20 protein-coding genes and 1 tRNA gene are annotated in these 16,864 nt (G+C 64.1%); 7 read left to right on the top strand and 14 right to left on the bottom strand.

From position 1 onward, the window contains the following. The 3 genes from VNW74_RS20240 to VNW74_RS20230 all read right to left on the bottom strand — a co-directional run. On the bottom strand, positions 1 to 368 hold a 368-nt coding region (locus tag VNW74_RS20240), incomplete at its 3' end, for an alcohol dehydrogenase catalytic domain-containing protein (RefSeq protein ID WP_325680056.1). 191 nt (positions 369 to 559) lie between these two features. Beyond that, positions 560 to 634 (bottom strand) — tRNA-Thr (locus VNW74_RS20235). Between the two features lie 84 nt (positions 635 to 718). Continuing rightward, positions 719 to 1,465 carry a hypothetical protein gene (locus VNW74_RS20230; protein ID WP_325680054.1) on the bottom strand — a complete coding sequence of 249 codons (747 nt, stop codon included), beginning with the start codon at positions 1,463 to 1,465 and terminating at the stop codon, positions 719 to 721. Between the two features lie 125 nt (positions 1,466 to 1,590). Between VNW74_RS20230 and VNW74_RS20225 the strand changes: the two genes are divergently transcribed. After that, positions 1,591 to 2,313 (top strand): response regulator transcription factor, encoded by a 723-nt coding sequence (locus VNW74_RS20225; RefSeq protein ID WP_325680052.1) that lies wholly within the window; start codon positions 1,591 to 1,593, stop codon positions 2,311 to 2,313. Between the two features lie 53 nt (positions 2,314 to 2,366). Beyond that, complete coding sequence (locus VNW74_RS20220) at positions 2,367 to 3,872, top strand: HAMP domain-containing sensor histidine kinase (RefSeq protein WP_325680050.1); 1,506 nt, start codon at positions 2,367 to 2,369, stop codon at positions 3,870 to 3,872. Positions 3,873 to 3,927: 55 nt separating this feature from the next. On the opposite strand, the gene VNW74_RS20215 is transcribed toward VNW74_RS20220, so the two are convergent. Next, positions 3,928 to 4,332, bottom strand: coding sequence for an HIT family protein (locus tag VNW74_RS20215; RefSeq protein WP_325680049.1), 405 nt, complete (start codon positions 4,330 to 4,332; stop codon positions 3,928 to 3,930). 229 nt (positions 4,333 to 4,561) lie between these two features. Here VNW74_RS20215 and VNW74_RS20210 point away from each other — a divergent pair, with 229 nt between their 5' ends. Beyond that, a complete protein-coding gene (locus VNW74_RS20210) occupies positions 4,562 to 5,098 on the top strand; it encodes a YceI family protein (RefSeq protein ID WP_325680047.1) in 537 nt (178 codons plus the stop codon). 16 nt (positions 5,099 to 5,114) lie between these two features. Here VNW74_RS20210 and VNW74_RS20205 read toward each other — a convergent pair whose 3' ends face one another. The 9 genes from VNW74_RS20205 to VNW74_RS20165 all read right to left on the bottom strand — a co-directional run bounded on the left by VNW74_RS20205 (position 5,115) and on the right by VNW74_RS20165 (position 12,475). Next, positions 5,115 to 5,993, bottom strand: a complete 879-nt coding sequence (locus VNW74_RS20205; protein WP_325680045.1) for an SDR family NAD(P)-dependent oxidoreductase — start codon at positions 5,991 to 5,993, stop codon at positions 5,115 to 5,117. Further along, the gene (locus tag VNW74_RS20200; RefSeq protein ID WP_325680043.1) at positions 5,990 to 6,415 is read right to left on the bottom strand and encodes a nuclear transport factor 2 family protein; all 426 of its coding nucleotides are present in this window, start codon (positions 6,413 to 6,415) and stop codon (positions 5,990 to 5,992) included. The genes VNW74_RS20205 and VNW74_RS20200 overlap by 4 nt, the downstream gene beginning before the upstream one ends. A 5-nt stretch (positions 6,416 to 6,420) precedes the next feature. After that, entirely contained in the window at positions 6,421 to 7,548 is a 1,128-nt protein-coding gene (locus VNW74_RS20195; protein WP_325680041.1) for an NDMA-dependent alcohol dehydrogenase, read from the bottom strand. Positions 7,549 to 7,680: 132 nt separating this feature from the next. After that, complete coding sequence (locus VNW74_RS20190) at positions 7,681 to 8,235, bottom strand: nuclear transport factor 2 family protein (RefSeq protein ID WP_325680039.1); 555 nt, start codon at positions 8,233 to 8,235, stop codon at positions 7,681 to 7,683. 5 nt (positions 8,236 to 8,240) lie between these two features. Continuing rightward, on the bottom strand, positions 8,241 to 8,450 hold the full coding sequence (locus tag VNW74_RS20185; protein WP_325680064.1) for a ferredoxin: 210 nt from the start codon (positions 8,448 to 8,450) through the stop codon (positions 8,241 to 8,243). Then, positions 8,450 to 9,823 carry a cytochrome P450 gene (locus VNW74_RS20180; protein WP_325680037.1) on the bottom strand — a complete coding sequence of 458 codons (1,374 nt, stop codon included), beginning with the start codon at positions 9,821 to 9,823 and terminating at the stop codon, positions 8,450 to 8,452. The genes VNW74_RS20185 and VNW74_RS20180 overlap by 1 nt, the downstream gene beginning before the upstream one ends. Beyond that, entirely contained in the window at positions 9,816 to 10,646 is an 831-nt protein-coding gene (locus VNW74_RS20175) for an SDR family oxidoreductase (RefSeq protein ID WP_325680035.1), read from the bottom strand. The genes VNW74_RS20180 and VNW74_RS20175 overlap by 8 nt, the downstream gene beginning before the upstream one ends. Next, the gene (locus tag VNW74_RS20170) at positions 10,647 to 11,861 is read right to left on the bottom strand and encodes a cytochrome P450 (protein WP_325680033.1); all 1,215 of its coding nucleotides are present in this window, start codon (positions 11,859 to 11,861) and stop codon (positions 10,647 to 10,649) included. Then, positions 11,858 to 12,475 carry a TetR/AcrR family transcriptional regulator gene (locus tag VNW74_RS20165; RefSeq protein WP_414686730.1) on the bottom strand — a complete coding sequence of 206 codons (618 nt, stop codon included), beginning with the start codon at positions 12,473 to 12,475 and terminating at the stop codon, positions 11,858 to 11,860. The genes VNW74_RS20170 and VNW74_RS20165 overlap by 4 nt, the downstream gene beginning before the upstream one ends. Before the next feature lie 179 nt (positions 12,476 to 12,654). Here VNW74_RS20165 and VNW74_RS20160 point away from each other — a divergent pair, with 179 nt between their 5' ends. From VNW74_RS20160 to VNW74_RS20145, 4 genes are read left to right on the top strand one after another with little or no spacing between them, the layout of a single operon-like run. Then, the gene (locus VNW74_RS20160) at positions 12,655 to 14,124 is read left to right on the top strand and encodes an aldehyde dehydrogenase (RefSeq protein WP_325680031.1); all 1,470 of its coding nucleotides are present in this window, start codon (positions 12,655 to 12,657) and stop codon (positions 14,122 to 14,124) included. Positions 14,125 to 14,137: 13 nt separating this feature from the next. Beyond that, complete coding sequence (locus VNW74_RS20155) at positions 14,138 to 14,887, top strand: SDR family oxidoreductase (protein ID WP_325680029.1); 750 nt, start codon at positions 14,138 to 14,140, stop codon at positions 14,885 to 14,887. Next, positions 14,884 to 15,741: an NAD(P)-dependent oxidoreductase gene (locus tag VNW74_RS20150; RefSeq protein WP_325680027.1), complete on the top strand. Its 858-nt coding sequence runs from the start codon at positions 14,884 to 14,886 to the stop codon at positions 15,739 to 15,741. The genes VNW74_RS20155 and VNW74_RS20150 overlap by 4 nt, the downstream gene beginning before the upstream one ends. Further along, positions 15,742 to 16,179 carry a carboxymuconolactone decarboxylase family protein gene (locus tag VNW74_RS20145; RefSeq protein ID WP_325680025.1) on the top strand — a complete coding sequence of 146 codons (438 nt, stop codon included), beginning with the start codon at positions 15,742 to 15,744 and terminating at the stop codon, positions 16,177 to 16,179. Here VNW74_RS20145 and VNW74_RS20140 read toward each other — a convergent pair. Next, a complete protein-coding gene (locus tag VNW74_RS20140; protein ID WP_325680023.1) occupies positions 16,176 to 16,862 on the bottom strand; it encodes a TetR/AcrR family transcriptional regulator in 687 nt (228 codons plus the stop codon). The genes VNW74_RS20145 and VNW74_RS20140 overlap by 4 nt on opposite strands. Positions 16,863 to 16,864: the final 2 nt, after the last annotated feature.

The raw sequence follows: 16,864 nt of genomic DNA, 5'->3' as shown, positions 1-16,864 counted from the left end.
AAGGTCCCGTCGGAGACGGCTGTTCCCGCCATCAGGCCCATCCCGACGTCGCACAGATTGGTCTCGCCCGCGCGGCAGGAGGGGCACTTGCCGCACGACGGTATGAACGACGCTGCGACGTGGTCACCCACAGCAAGTCCTTCGACGCCTTCGCCTACCTCGACGACGATGCCGGCGCCCTCGTGACCACCAAGCATGGGAAACGCTGCCATCGGGATGTCGCCGCTTACCACGTGGTGATCGGAATGACACAGCCCCGCGGCTTCCAGTTGGACCTTGACCTCGCCCTTCCGGGGCTCGCCTATATCGATTTCCTCGACCGACCATGGCTGATTGAAGTCCCAGACCAGAGCGCCTTTGGTTATCACTGAGTGGCTTCGCTCAACGCAGTCAAGGTGATCTCCCACTGTTCCTGTGGAACTTACAGTTGTGACAACAGTACAGCAGGTCAACGTAAATTGACCGAGTAAATGCCGTGCTCATAAGCCCAGCTTCATTCGAAAGCAACCCAGCCCATCGCGAGCTCTCGCCGCCTCCGAGGTAACGCCAAGATGAGCGTTGGAGCCCCCTGTCAGGATTGAACTGACGACCGCTCGCTTACAAGGCGAGTGCTCTACCACTGAGCTAAGGAGGCCGGTTTTAACCGGTGTCAGCCTAGCGGGGCGACGATGCGGGCCGGTACGGCCCGCTGAGGAGCCGCGCAATCCGGTCGAACGGCTCACTCGACGTCGGGGCCGGAGCGCTCGTGGTCGATGAGTCGCTGGGAACGCACGGTCCGCGGCGGAGTGCGGCGTGACGGGCGGCGGCCGGGCAGCGGAATCCGCTCGGCGATGCTGCTGAGCGGATTGACCACCATGGTCAGCGACATGACGGCGTCTTGCAGCGTGGCAATGGCCGGCTCCAGTGCCTCCATTCCGGGAGCGAGCCGGCTCAGTGTGTCGGCGACGGCGGCGAGCTGCTCAAGCGGCCCGTTGCGGGCGGTGAGCTTGTCGATCAGACCGCCCTCGGCGAGGAGCCGATCGGCCAGCCCGTCCTCGGCGAGCAGCCGTTCGATCAACCCGTCGTCGGCGACCAGCTGATCCGCCAGCCCACCGGGCTTCAGCGCGCGTTCCAGCCCACCACCTTCGGCGGTCAACCGGTCGAGCAGCCCGCCTTGCTGGGTCAGCAGGTCGACCACCCCACCTGGACGCAGCAGCCGGTCGATCGGCCCGTCGGTGGCAAGGGCGCGCCCAATCGGCGCGTCGTCGTCGAGCAACCGGGCCAGCCGGTTGGCCCGAGTGATGGCGTCGTCGATGCCCAGCATGTGCGCGACCGCATTCGACCCCTGCGCGGGGCCTGCCTCGCCCAATGTTCGATGTGCCAGGCCAAGCGCTGAGGTCGCAACGCCTAGGCCCGCGTCGGCGGCGGCGAGTCCGACTCGCACGGGCGCAGTGGCGATGCTCGCCAGGCTTTTGCCGAGGTTCATTCCCCGAGTGTATTCGCGCCGCTCACGGCGGCCTGGCACTGTTCGCAGAACAGTGATCGCCAACTGACAGCAAGTCCACAGCGTTTGTGGAGGCTGTGTTGATCTAAGTGCGAGGAAATAGACAGATGGCATCGGCAATAGCAAGAGAAGAAGCTAGTCCGGAGGCGCGGGTACTCGTCGTTGACGACGAAGACAACATCGTCGAGCTTCTGTCGGTCAGCCTCAAGTTCCAGGGCTTCGAGGTGCACACCGCGAGGAACGGACCGGCGGCGCTGGATCTGGCTCGCGAGGTCAAGCCGGATGCGGTGATCCTCGACGTGATGATGCCCGGGATGGACGGCTTCGGAGTGCTGCGCCGGCTACGCGCCGACGGCATCGACGCGCCTGCGCTGTTCCTCACCGCCCGCGACTCGTTGCAAGACAAGATCGCCGGGCTGACCCTCGGCGGAGACGACTACGTCACGAAGCCGTTCAGCCTGGAAGAGGTAGTCGCTCGGTTGCGAGTCATCTTGCGGCGCACCGGCAAAGGTGTCACCGAGCCGCGCGATGCCCGGCTGGCGTTCGCCGACATCGAACTTGACGAGGACACCCACGAGGTGTGGAAGGCCGGAACGCCGGTGTCGCTGTCGCCCACCGAGTTCACGCTGCTGCGCTATTTCGTGATCAACGCCGGCACCGTATTGAGCAAACCGAAAATCCTGGACCACGTCTGGCGCTACGACTTCGGCGGTGACGTCAACGTTGTCGAGTCCTACGTGTCGTATCTGCGCCGCAAGATCGACACCGGCGAGAAGCGGCTGCTGCACACCTTGCGCGGGGTGGGCTATGTGCTGCGGGAACCGCGATGAGACGCAGCGCGGCCGCGCCGTGAAATAGCGCAGCGTGGGCGCAGAATAACCAGATGCCGAGACACCATCGGGTCGCACTGCCGCTACGAGTCGGCTTGGTCGCCGCCACCCTGCTGCTGGCAGCGTGCGGGCTGACCGCCAGCGGCATCGCCGTCACCGAGATCCTGCGACACAGCCTGATCAAGCGGGTCGACCAGACGCTGCAAGAGGGGACGCGCCGCAGCTGGGCGCAGGCGCCGCCAGGGACCTCCTCAGCGCGCCGCGGTCCGACCCCGGAAGGTCCGCCGTCCAACTTTTACCTGCGCACCATGTCCCCGGACGGGCACACCTGGACGGTTGTCAACGACAGCAATGCGCAACCCGCATTGCCGGAAAACAACGATGTGGGCCCCAAACCGACAACGGTCGGATCGGTCGACAAGTCCGGCGTGCAATGGCGGGCGGTGTCGGTGCATGGGCCGCACGGTCGATTGGTCACCGTTGCCTACGACCTTTCCGATGCGCAGGCGACGGTCCGGTCACTCGTCTGGTTGCAACTCGGCATCGGTGCAGCAGTGTTGGTGGTCCTCGGGCTTGCGGAATTTTGGTCGGTGCATCGGAGCCTGCGACCGTTGATGGAGGTCGAACAGACCGCCGCGGCGATCGCCGCCGGACAGCTGGATCGACGTGTCCCCGAACGTGATCCGCGAACGGAGGTCGGTCGGCTTTCCGCGGCGCTCAACGGAATGCTCGCGCAGATTCAGCGGGCGTTGGCGTCCTCTGAATCCTCGGCGGAGCAGGCGCGTACCTCCGAAGAGCGGATGCGGCGCTTCATCACCGACGCCAGCCATGAACTGCGCACTCCATTGACCACCATCCGCGGCTTCGCGGAGCTGTATCGCCAGGGCGCCGCGCGCGACATGGAAATGCTGATGTCGCGAATCGAGAGCGAATCGCGCCGGATGGGCCTGCTGGTCGACGATCTGCTGTTGCTGGCCCGGCTGGACGCGCAGCGACCGATCGAACAGAATCGGGTCGACCTGCTGGCGCTAGCCAGTGATGCCGTGCATGACGCGCAGGCGATCGCGCCGAAACGCAACATCACCATGCAGGTATTCGACGGTCCCGGCACCCCGGAGGTGCTCGGCGACGAGCCCCGACTACGCCAGGTGCTTGGCAATCTGGTTTCCAACGCATTGCAGCACACACCGGAATCCGCGGACATCACCGTCCGGGTCGGTACCGAGGGTGACGACGCGATTGTGGAGGTCGTTGACGAAGGACCCGGCATGAGTCACGAGGATGCGCTGCGTATCTTCGAACGGTTCTATCGCACCGACTCGTCACGGGCGCGGATCAGCGGCGGCACCGGGCTGGGGTTGTCGATCGTCGACTCGTTGGTCCTCGCCCACGGCGGCACCGTTACCGTGACCACGGCGCCCGGGCAGGGCTGCCGCTTCTACGTCAGCCTGCCGCGCATCGCCGACGTGCCGGCCCGCGTCGGCTCGGGCCGTGATGACGGTTTCGGCCGCCGGACCCGCAGCGCCGGGCAATCGAGCCGGACGGCTACCCGGACATAGAGTTATACGACGTCAAGCAACATGCGCACCTGCACACGATGACTCTCCCGCGAGCTCAGGCTAGCTCGGCGAGGGCCGCCTTGATCTTGGCCTGCGCCTCGTCCAGAGATGCCGGAGACGGATTGTTATCGACGTTGGCGAAGCCGAAATCGCTCAGGCTGCGGGTCGGGAAGACGTGCACGTGCAGGTGGGGAACCTCGAGCCCGGCGATGATCACGCCGGCACGCTGAGCGTCGAACGCGCGGCAGACGGCCTTACCGATCAGCTGCGCCACCGACATAACCCGGCCGAACGCGGCCTTGTCGATGTCCTGCCATTGATCGATCTCTGCTCGCGGCACGACCAGCGTGTGTCCCTGCGTCATCGGCTGAATGGTCAGGAAAGCGACAACCTCGTCGTCCTCGTACACGAACCGGCCCGGCAGTTCCCGGTTGATGATCTTGGTGAAGACGGTTGTCATGAGCGCCGCTCCTTGTCATCGCTTCGTCCCCCACTGCATCGTCGCCGACACGGGCCGTGCGCCTCAGCATATGAGTCCGGTCGCGCCGCCATCCTCGGCGGGGCATCTGGTGCACTTCGCTGTTGTGGAAAGGCCGCAAGGACTATCGTCGATAGTTAGCTGGTGCAGGTGCCGAAGGGTTGGCTGCGGCGCTCCGCGGTCAACCCGCGTTGATAAGCAGGGAGGTGACATGTTAACTGTCACAACATTTCTCAGCAGTCCCGAATCGGTGGGCGTTTGGAGCCTGGTTCCCGAGCGATCCTCTATCCGGTTCGAGAACAAGACGATGTGGGGCGCGATGAAGGTCCGCGGCGATTTCACCGAATTCAGCGGCGGAGGGGAAATTCAAGATGCTCGAACGGTATCCGGCCGACTCGAGGTCAAGGCCGCCTCGGTGCACACCGGACTGGGAAAACGCGACGAGGATCTGCGCTCGCCGGCCTTTTTCGATGTCGAGAAGTATCCGAACATCACCATCGTCGTCACCGGGGGTGAGGCCACCGGCGCGGATACCGTCCGCCTGCAGGCCGATCTCACCGCCAAGGGAATCACGGCGCCGCTGCCGCTGCAGACCAGTGTCGAGATGCTTGGTGGCGGCGAGGTGCGGCTGACAACACAGACGACGGTCGCACGCAAGCAGTTCGCCGTGGAAGGCAACATGTTCGGCATGGTGGGCGCCAAGACGACGCTGAAGGCGGACCTGGTGTTCCATCACGAGATCGGGTAGGCCTCGGACGAGCGAACTAGGCGGCCCCTCTGTCGATCAGCGCGGAAACCTCCGCCACCGACCACGGTGGTGAGTCGTGGTGGTCTCGATAGCCGATCACCGCAGGGGTGGTTCGAGGGTACCGTCCGATGAAACCGCCTGATGCAACAAAGATTTCGCCAGTCAGTCGCTCCGCGAGATCACTGGCCAGATAGACATAGGTGGGAGCGACGTAGTCCGGTCCGGCGACGTCCAGCGATCCTTGCAACGAGACGTCGTCAAGCAGCCCCCGCCTGTTCAGCTCAGTGACTTGCGCGACGTAGTCCGGCCCGGTGGACAACCGTGTTCTGGCACCGGGGCATACCACATTAGCCCGCACACCATGCTCTTTCAGTTCGGCAGCGATCGCCAGCGTCAGGCTGTTCACCGCACCCTTGCCGGCCGGGTATCCCGTGCCGCCGTAGTCACCCAGAAACGCGAACGAGCTGGTGTTGACGATGCTGCCGCCGCCTTGGTCGACCATCTTCGGGGCGGCTGCGCGGCAGGTCGCGAATACCGTGCCCAGGTGCGCCTCGATCAGCTCATCGAACTGGGCGGGGGTGATGTCGAGTATGGACGATCCCGGCGGTTCGGCGATGCCGGCACAGTTCATGAGGATGTGGATGGCGCCGAACTCGTCAATGCACCTGTCCACCAAAGATTCCGCGGCCCGGTCATTGGATGGTGATCCGGGCTGGGCCACCGCGCGTCCGCCGGCGGCGGTGATCCCTTCCGCGGTGGTTCGGGCAGCATCTCCGTCGCGGCCGTTGACTACCACACCGGCACCGTGCCGCGCCAGCAAGGTCGCGACGGCCGCGCCGATGCCCCGCGATCCGCCGACTACGACGGCGCCGCGGTCGGCAAGCAGGGAGCTCACTCCTCGGTGCCGAATGTCATCATGTCGAGGTTCCAGTAGCCGCGCATATTCGTGATCAGCCCGGCGTCGTTGACGCGGTAAGTGAACACGCCGCGCACCGCGCTGGAGATTCCGTTGTCAAACTTGCTGCGCAGCACCAGGATATGTGCGATCTCGTTGGGATCGCTGGAAGGAAATGTCTCCTCGCAGCTGATCGTGAGCTGGTTGGCGGCGATGTTGGTGTCATAGAACCCGGCGACCCCGTCCTTGCCCCGCACGCCCGTGCCTTCGGGGTTGGTGACGGACTTGCCGATCGGGTCTTCGACGACGACGTCGTCGGCCATCAATGCCAGCCAGCCTTCCCGGTCATGGGCCTGCACGCAACGCCATGACGACTGCGAGGCAGTCAATGCGGGGGACTGCTGAACGGTTTCCTGCGACATGGTGATTACCGGTCGGCGTCGGTGTAGCGGATCACGCCGCGAATGTTCTTGCCCTCCAGCATGTCCTGGTAGCCGTCGTTGATCTGCTCCAGCTTGTACTGACGGGTGATCATGTCGTCGAGGTTGAGCTTTCCGGCCTTGTACATAGACAACAGTTGCGGGATGTCGTACTGCGGGTTCCCGCCGCCGAAGATGGTGCCCTGCAGATTCTTTTGCATCAGGGTCAGCATCCCCAGGTTCAGGGTGACGTTGGTGTCCAATAGGCTGCCGATCGCGGTCAGCACGCAGGTGCCGCCCTTGGCGGTCAAGATCATGTAGTTCTCGACGTCGGCACCCTGGAGTTCGCCCACGGTCACGACCACTTTTTGGGCCATCAGTCCGTAGGTCACTTCCATGATTCCGCCCATCGCGGCAAAGACGTCGGGGTAGACGTGCGTGGCGCCGAACTTGAGGGCCTGGTCGCGTTTCCATTCGACCGGGTCGATCGCGAAGATGTAGCGGGCGCCGGCGTTGACCGCGCCCTGCAGCGCGGCCATGCCCACGCCGCCGATGCCGACAATGGCGACGTCTTGGCCCGGCCGGATGTCGGCGGTGCGGACCGCCGAACCGTAGCCGGTGGTCACGCCGCAACCCACCAGTGCGGCCACTTCGAACGGCACCGACGGATCGATCTTCACCACCGAGCTGCGGTGCACGACCATGTACGGCGAGAAGGTGCCCAGCAGTGTCATCGGAAAGACGTCTTGGCCCCGGGCCTGAATCCGGAACGTGCCATCGCTTACCGCTGCGCCGTTGAGCAGATTCGCGCCCAAGTCGCATAGGTTGCGCATGCCTGACTGACAGGTCGGACAACTGCCGCAGGACGGGATAAAGGACAGCACCACGTGGTCGCCCGCGGCCAGATCCTCGACTCCCGGACCCACCTCAGTGACGATGCCGGCGCCCTCGTGGCCGCCGAGAACCGGGAAGCCGCCCATCGGGATGCCACCTGTCACCAGGTGGTGGTCGGAATGGCACATCCCGGCCGCTTCCATCTGGATTTTGACTTCGTGCTTCTGCGGGTCTCCGATCTCAATTTCCTCGACCGACCAAGGCTGGTTGAACTCCCAGAGCAGCGCGCCTTTTGTTTTCATCGAAGACCTCCATCAGCATGCCCTGACCCGTGTGTCGGTGAAAGGGACCGGCCTGGGCCGGACGGCAATTTAGAACGTGTTCTCATTCGCAGCCCATTATGACCTGCATCACCGTGTTGTAAACAGCGGGGATCACCAGATGGGAACCGGGGCCTGTCCGAGCGGGTAGTAGCCGGGCAGCTTCTCGCCGGCCACGCTGCGTTCGATCCGGTTCTGCATGCCGGTGCTCAGATCGCCGGACTCGATGAGGGCCGCGAACATCTTCGCGACATGACCGAAGTCGAAGAAATCGCGCTGCCACTCGATGAGTTTGTCGGCGTTGAGCCGGAACCAGCTACCGCCGATGCCGTAGATCTCGTCCTGGCTGCCGTCGGACTTGTTGACGATCTGTTTCCAGAAGCCGACGATCTCGCCCTGCTTGTCGTCGATAAGCACCTTCTGGTATTCGTACACCCAGTTCTCCAGGCCTTCCATTTCCAAGCCCAGCGCGACGTCGCGGATCTCGTCGACACCGACGCACATCACGTCTTCCTTCGGGCCGATGTTCCAGCCGTAGGTGGCCTCGGCAGCATAGAAGTCTGCCAACGGCTTCCAGTCGCCCGCCTTTTCGCAGTCCTTATTGGCTTGCAGCCAGGACTGCACCCACTCTTCGAGCTCTGCACGCGTGAATGACGCCGTGGATGACATTGTGTTCAGTCTTCTTCCTGTTTGATGAATAACGCTCGGGTTGGACACATTTCAACGGCCCGGTCAATCTCCTCGCGGGCATCGTCTGGCGGCTCGGCCTCGATGATCTCGACCTTGCCCCGCTTGGGTACCCGAAAGTAGTCGGGCGCCTCCAGCTCGCACATCGCATGGCCCTGACACAAGTCCAAGTCGGCTTCGACCCGGTATCCCACGATCAGCTCCCGTTACGGCGGCGGTAGCGCACCTTGGCGGGCTGGGCCAGCTGCACCACCATCTTGGAATGGTCGTTGCGGTAGCTATCGGCAGGCTGTGCCATCTCGAACTCATACTCGCGCAACAACACCGAGAAGATGGCCTTGATCTGCATGGTGGCGAATGCCGCTCCCACACAGCGGTGCCGGCCGGCGCCGAACGGGATCCAGGTCCACCGATTGGCGATATCGGCCTGCTCGGGCTTGTTGTAGCGGTCTGGGTTGAAGGCGTCGGGGTCGGGAAAGTCTTCGGGAATCCGATTGGAGATGGCCGGAGACGCGGCAACGAAGTCACCGGCGTGGATCGGGAAGCCTTCGACCTCGAATTCGCCCTTGGCGACCCGCATCAGGATGATCAACGGCGGATGCAGACGCAGGGTCTCCTTGACCACGTTGTCCAGTAACGGAATCTGGCGCAACGCGTGGAAACTCACCTCTTGACCGTCGGCGTACAGTTCCTCCAGCTCGGCGACGATGTCGGCATAGATGTCGGGATGGCGTATCAGTTCGATCAGTGTCCATGACGAGGTGCCGGAACTGGTGTGGTGGCCGGCGAACATCAGCGAGATGAACATACCGGTGACCTCGTCGGCGGAGAACCGCGGATTGCCGTCGTCGTCCTTGATGGAGACCAGCACGTCGAGCATGTCGCGGTCGCTTTTGTCCCTGGGAGGATTGGCGAGGCGCCCGTCCATGATCTCCTGAACTAGCGCAACGAGTTTCACGCGAGCGTCGTCGCGGCGCTGAAAGCTCTCGATCGGCAAGTACGGGTCGACGTAACACAGCGGGTCGGTGCCGCGCTCCAATTCGTGGTAGTAGTGCGCGAACCGACGGTCGAGCTGCTCGCGGAATTTCAGACCGATCAGGCATGCCGTCGAGGTGTAGATGGTTAACTCGGAAAAGAAGTCGAGTAGCTCGATCTCGCCTTCATCGCCCCAATCGGCGATGATCTTCTTGACTTCGCCCTCGATGGTGGCGGCGTGGCCCTTCATCTGCTCGCCGCGCAGCGCCGAGTTGTGCAGCATCTCTTGGCGTCGCTCCGGGCTGGCGTCGAACACCACTCCCTGGCCGAAGATCGGTGTCATGAACGGGTAGGCCTCGGCCTGGTCGAGATCTTCGTCGGAAGACCGGAAGAAGAACTCGTTCGCTTCCGCTCCCGACAAGAAGATGACGTGCTTGTCGACCAACTGGAACCAGCCGACGTCGCCGCACTCGTCGCGCGTGCGCCGCATCAGGCCGATCGGATCGGTGCGGAATTCTTCGAGATGACCGTGTTCTTCTTCGCCACCGGAAACCCGCGGCACGATAGCGGTATTCGCCGTAGTTGAATCAACCATGTCCTGGCATCCCCTCTTCACCGAGTGCGAGTTTTTGGCGTTGTTTGTTGTCCGCCAGGGGCGCCTCGGGCTGAATCTCCATGTTGACTACGAAACCGCCCCTGGGTGTTTCGGCGACGAACGCGATCGCCCGGGCGAGATCGCCCGCCCGCAGGAAGTAATCGTGGCGCGCCTGACCCCACTTGGCCCAGTCCTCCAGCGCCGGGCCGATCGACTCGGCGGGCAGGCTCCAGCCCATCGCGGTCTTCGTCGGGCCGGGGTGCACGATCGAAGCGCGCACGCCGCTGCCCTCGAGTTCCATCTGCAGATTGGTCACCATCGCGACCAGCGCGGCTTTTGCGGCGCCGTAGGCGCCCATGTGCGGGCGTTGGCGCAGCGCGACGTCGGAGCCCACGAAAATCAGGTCGCCGCGTTGACGCTCGACCATGCCCGGAAGCACCGCGGTGGCCAACCGGTTGGCTCCGATCAGATGGATCTGGATCTGCGATTCGAAAGTCTCGGTGTCGATTTCGTGCAGCCGCCCGAAATACGTGTCGCCGGCGCCGGTGACCAGAACCTCGATGTCGCCGAGCTGCTCGGTGGCCTGGTGCACGAAGCCTTTGACCGACTCGGCGTCGGTGACGTCAAGGGGCAGGGCGATCGCCTCGCCACCGTCGGCGCGGATCTTCTCGACGATCTCCTGGCACTTCTCGACGCGCCGCGCGCCCAACGCCACCGGAAATCCGTGGGCGGCCATCTCGACTGCGGTGGCCGCCCCGATACCCGACGATGCGCCGGCAACGATCGCGGGCCTACGGGCCGGATGTGGTTCGAAGCGTGGCATTTACGAGACCTCCACGGCCATGGGCAGGTGGGCGAACCCGCGCACATTGCTGGAATGGACGCGGACGGCGTTGGCCTCGTCGACCTGATATCCGCGGATTCGCTTGAACAATTCGGTGAGCGCTACCCGAGCCTCCAGCCTGGCCAGGTGGGCGCCGAGGCAGAAGTGTGCGCCGCTGCCGAAACTCAGTAACTTGGAACCGATGTCGCGCCCGATGACATAGTCGTCGGGATCGTCGAACACCCGCTCGTCGCGGTGTCCCGAGCCGGGCAGCAGCAATAGCACATCACCTTCGGGGATCGTGGTGTCGTAGAGCGTGAGCTCTCCGGACACGGTGCGGGCCAGGATCTGGCTGGATGTGTCATAGCGCAGGGTTTCCTCAACCCATGGTGGCACCCGCGACAGGTCCTGGTAAACCGGAGTCAGTTGATCTGGATTCTTGTGACCCCAAAAGGCGGCATTGGCAAGGAGTTTGGTCGTGGTCTCGTTGCCCGCGATGACCATCAGGAACATGAACCCGAGGATCTCCTCATCGGTGAGCCGGTCACCGTCGATTTCGGCTTCCAGCAACGCCGACGTCAGGTCGTCGGTCGGCTTCTTGCGACGCTCGGCGATCATCTGCTGGTAGTAGACGATGAGGTTGATCGACGCCTCGATCGCCGAAGCCGGCACGTCGTTGACCCCGTCCTCGCGGTGCATCACGCCATCGGCCATGGCGCGGATGCGGTCGCGATCGGGTTCCGGCACACCCATCAGCTCGGAGATGACGTCCATGGGCAGTTTGCCCGCGAATTCCGCGACATAGTCGACGATTTCGCCGGAGCCCGCCTTCTCCAGCATGGCGTTGAGGTGTTGCACGGCAAGCTCGGTGACTCTGGGCTCGAGCTCCCGGATCAGCCGCGGCGTGAAACCCTTCGATACCAGCGTGCGCAGCCGCAGATGGGCGGGATCGTCCATCGCCAAAAATGACATCGTCTTCGACGCATGCGGTCCGCGCGATACTGGGTCCAATGAGACGCCGTCGCGGTTGGACAGTGTAGTGCTGTTGCGAAATCCCTGATGTACGTCGTGATGTCGCGACAACGCCCAGAACCCGAGTTCTTCATTGTGGTAGAGCGGGGCCTCGTCGCGCAGCCGCCGGTAGTACGGGTAGGGATCCTCGTGGAAGTCGTAGTCATAAGGGTCCAGGAGGGGCTTGTCGATCTGAAGGGTCATCGGTTTCCCCTGGTTGTCAGAATGAGGCCGACCGCGTAGCCGAGGTGGTCGGCGATTTGGTGATAGGTGTAGGCGCCGCTGGCGGCGTTGACCAGCGCGCCGAAGAACGCCATCTCGAGTACGGACACGGTCCGGGTATCGGCGTCGGGCCCGATTGCCGATGTGATGCGGCGATGGATTTCGGCGCCGATCCGGTCGCGCACGGACCGTACCGCCGGGTCCCCGGCGCCGCCGAGCAGCGCCGCCGTGCACGCCGCGGCAACTTCGGGTTCGTCGGCCACAACCAGTGCCAGGTGGCGCAAGGCCTTGTCCACCCGAGTCGGCATGGGTTCGTTGACGTCGGTGAAGTAGGGGACCCGTCGCACCAGATCGAGATAGACCTCGGCGATCAGGTGGTTCTTCGACGAGAAGTAGGTGTAAGCGGTTGCCGGGGCCACCTTGGCGCGGGCAGCCACGGCGCGAACCGTCAGGTCGGCGTAGGACTTCTCCCGCAGGACTTCGACGCCGGCCGCGAGCACCTTACGGAACGTCTCTTCTTGGCGACGGTTGCGCGGCACTTGCCCGGCCGGACTGCCGGCCCCGGGAGTGATCGCGACCACTGGATCGCTGGACACTTGTCCAAGTTATCTGATACTCGTGATGCGAGGCAAGTCTGATCAACGAAGTAGCAGGAAACAGGCCGCGTGAGAGCCTGTGGAGACGACCCACCCTTGCACTTCGACGGCCCCGGCGGCTATGGTGCGACTGGACTATTCCGGACAGGTGTCCACCGTTACAAGGCGCGGAGGCGAAGATGGTATTGCTGGCCGACGGGGTAAGCGCCCTGCTCATCGACGGCAAGCTGACCAGCGGCAGCGGGGGTACCTTTGCCACCATCAACCCGGCCACCGAGGAAGTCCTGGGTGCCGCCGCCGATGCCGACGCCGAGGACATGGGCCGTGCCATTGAGGCCGCGCGGCGGGCCTTCGATGACACGGACTGGTCACGTAACACCGAACTGCGGGTGCGGTGTGTACGCCAACTGCGCGAGGCGATGCAGCAGCACCTCGAAGAGTTGCGGGACTTGACCATCGCCGAAGTCGGCGCGCCGCGGATGCTGACCGCAATCGCTCAGCTCGAAGTGCCCGTCAACGATCTGGCTTTTGCGGCGGATACGGCCGAATCGTACGAATACAACCAGGATCTTGGCGAGGCCTCGCCGATGGGCATTCCTACCCGCCGCACGATCGTCCGTGAGGCCGTCGGCGTCGTGGGGGCCATCACCCCGTGGAACTTTCCCCACCAGATCAATCTCGCCAAGATCGGGCCTGCGCTGGCCGCGGGCAACACCGTGATCTTGAAGCCCGCCCCCGACACACCCTGGTGTGCTGCGGTGCTCGGGGAGCTCATCAGCGAGCACACCGATTTTCCGCCCGGGGTGATCAACATTGTCACCTCGAGTGATCACGGCGTAGGCGCGTTGTTGGCCAAGGACTCTCGGGTGGACATGGTGTCGTTCACCGGGTCGACGGCCACCGGCCGCAGCGTGATGGCCGACGGGGCCGCCACCATCAAGAAGGTGTTGTTGGAGCTCGGCGGCAAGTCGGCGTTCATCGTGCTTGACGACGCCGAGTTGGCCGGTGCGGTTGGCGTGGCGGGATTCTCGGTGTGCATGCACGCCGGGCAGGGATGTGCGATCACGACCCGGCTGGTGGTGCCGCGGGCCCGGTATGACGAGGCCGTCTCGATTGCGGCCGCAACGGTGGGCGGAATCAAGGCCGGCGACCCGACCGACGCCGGAACCATTTGCGGGCCACTGATTTCGGCTCGACAGCGCGATCGGGTGCAGGGCTACCTCGACTCGGCGATCGCTGAGGGCGGGACGTTCGCCTGTGGAGGAGGCCGGCCGGCCGGCCGTGATGTCGGTTTCTTCATCGAGCCCACGGTGATCGCGGGGCTGGGCAACGACGCCCGCTGTGCCCGCGAGGAAATCTTCGGCCCGGTCCTGACGGTGATTCCGCACGACGGCGACGACGACGCCGTTCGCATTGCCAACGACTCGCCGTACGGCTTGTCTGGCACCGTATTTGGCACCGACCCAGATAGGGCGGCGCGGATTGCCACGCGGGTCCGGGCGGGCACGATCAACGTCAACGGCGGCGTCTGGTACTCAGCCGACGCGCCGTTCGGGGGTTACAAGCAGTCCGGGAACGGCCGCGAGATGGGTCGGGCCGGTTTCGAAGAGTACTTGGAAACCAAAACGATTGCGACAGCGGTCAACTAGAGGAGCTCGGAGCGTGAGATTCGAAAAGAAGGTCGCCATTGTCACCGGATCCGGTGGTGGTATCGGCCAGGCGTATGCCGAGGCATTGGCCCGGGAAGGCGCCGCAGTCGTGGTGGCCGACATCAATGTCGAGGCAGCCGAAGGGGTGGCGAAGCAGATCGTTGCCGACGGCGGCACCGCCATCAGCACTCCTGTCGACGTGTCCGACCCCGCCTCGGCCAAGGCCATGGCCGACCGCACGCTGTCCGAGTTCGGCGGCATCGACTACCTGGTGAACAACGCCGCGATATTCGGCGGTATGAGGCTGGATTTCCTGGTCACCGTCGACCCCGAATACTACAAGAAGTTCATGAGCGTCAACCTCGATGGCGCGTTGTGGTGCACCCGCGCGGTGTACAAGAAGATGGCCAAGCGCGGCGGCGGAGCGATCGTCAACCAATCATCCACCGCGGCGTGGCTGTACTCAAACTTCTACGGCCTGGCCAAGGTCGGTCTCAACGGCTTGACCCAACAGCTGTCCCGCGAGCTGGGCGGCCAGAACATCCGGATCAACGCGATCGCGCCCGGACCCATCGATACCGAGGCGAATCGGACCACCACGCCCAAGGAGATTGTCGACGACATCGTCAAAGGTCTTCCGCTGTCCAGGATGGGAACCCCCGAGGATCTGGTCGGCATGTGCCTGTTCCTGTTGTCCGATGAGGCATCTTGGATCACCGGGCAGATCTTCAATGTCGACGGCGGGCAGGTGATTCGGTCATGAGTGATGGGTTAACGCTCGGGTACATCGGGCTGGGAAATATGGGCGCTCCGATGGCCAAGCGAATGCTCGAATGGCGGGGTGGTGTAACGGTTTACGATATTAGGGCCGAGGCCATGACGCCGCTGGCCGAGGCCGGCGCGAGTCTGGCCGACAGTATCGCCGACGTCGCCGCCGCGGACCTCGTCCACGTCACCGTGCTCGACGACGCTCAGGTGCGTCAGGTTGTTAGCGAACTGGCCGCCCACGCCAAGCCCGGCACCGTTATCGCGATTCATTCGACGATCAGCGACACCACCGCGGCGGAATTGGCTGACGAACTCAAGCAGCAGGAAATACACATCGTCGACGCGCCCGTCAGCGGCGGTGCGGCTGCCGCCGAGAAGGGCGAGCTCGCCACCATGGTCGGTGCCGAGCGCGACGTCTACGAGCGGATCAAGCCGGCGTTCAAGCGGTGGGCATCGCTCGTGATTCACGCCGGCGCCCCGGGCGCGGGGACGCGAATGAAGCTGGCCCGCAACATGTTGACGTTTACGTCGTATGCCGCGGCTTGCGAGGCCATGAAGCTGGCGGAGGCGGCCGGACTGGATCTGCAGGCGCTCGGCCGAGTGGTGCGGCACACCGACGCGCTCACCAGCGGGCCGGGTGCCATCATGGTCCGCGATGACATGAAAGCGCTTGAGCCAGAGCACTTTTTGTATCAGCCGTTTCTGCACACCCGCGGTCTCGGCGAGAAGGATCTGAGCCTGGCGCTGGCGCTGGGTGAGGCGGTATCGGTCGACCTCCCGCTGGCCCAGCTGGCCTACCAGCGGCTGGCCGACGGCCTCGGGGTACCGCACACAGAGAAAGAGACGTAAATGGACGAGCTACGAAGCAAGGGCCTCGAGAAAATGAACGAGGTCTACGGCTGGGAGATGCCCAACATCGAGGGCGACGCGTACTTCGACCTGACCGTCGATCACTTGTTCGGCAGCATCTGGACCCGACCGGGATTGTCGATGCGCGACAAGCGGATCATGACGTTGACGGCGGTCACCGCAGTCGGAAATCGCGACCTGGCCGAGATTCAAATCAACGCCGCACTGCTCAACGGGGAACTCTCCGAGACCGAACTCAAGGAGATGGCCGTCTTCCTCACCCACTATCTCGGCTTCCCGCTGGGTTCGGCGCTCAACGGCGCGGTCGACACCGTCGTGGCGAAGCGGAAGAAGGCCGCGGCTAAGGGCGCTGGCGAGGACAAGAAGGCCAACGTCGAAGGCGCGTTGAAGATGCACTCCGGTAAGGGCCTGGACTAGCCCGGCGACGATGCAGTGGGGGTACCCCCAGCCGCGTAGCGGCGAGGGGGACGCGAAGCGCGATCAGGAGGAGCCGGGCAAGTGACAGAAACACCACCCAACGCCGAACCCACCCAGCGACGCAAATAGTCGCGGAGGTTCTCATTGAGCCGGGGCGGCCGCCCTGGGTCGATGACGAACGACTGGATGATCCGCAGCAAGTGTTCGGCTAGCTCGGCCAGATCGTCGTCAGTCAAACCCGATGCGGCCCAATCGACGTCGAATCGTCGCAACATTGAGTCAGCGAATTGCAAGGCCACCTCCGACGTGACCTGCGCGGTGAACGTGTTACCGCGGTCGCGAGCGAGGAGTAGACCGATGTGCTTGTCGGTGGGTAGCCACTCGAGCGTGGTGGCGATTCCTTCGGTTACCGCTTCAGCGGGATCGGTGATTCCCGACAAGTGCGCCGCCAACCGGTCGAGGAAGTCGGTCGCCGCATGGGTGGCCGCTGCGAGTAGCAGGGCGTCGGTGCTGGGGAAATACCGGTAGACGGTTTGACGTGTGACACCCAGCGCGCGTGCCACGTCCGCGATGCTGATGTCGCCGCCGCGACTGTCGATGGCAGCGCTGGCTGCCGCCAGGATACGAGCGACGGCCTCGTCGTCGGTGGCCGGTGTTGCACCGGCCCACCCGTGAGTGCGCACGT

This window comes from Mycobacterium sp. (assembly GCF_035570115.1).
Taxonomy (GTDB): Bacteria; Actinomycetota; Actinomycetes; order Mycobacteriales; family Mycobacteriaceae; genus Mycobacterium.
This window is presented reverse-complemented; position numbering and strand designations above follow the sequence as displayed.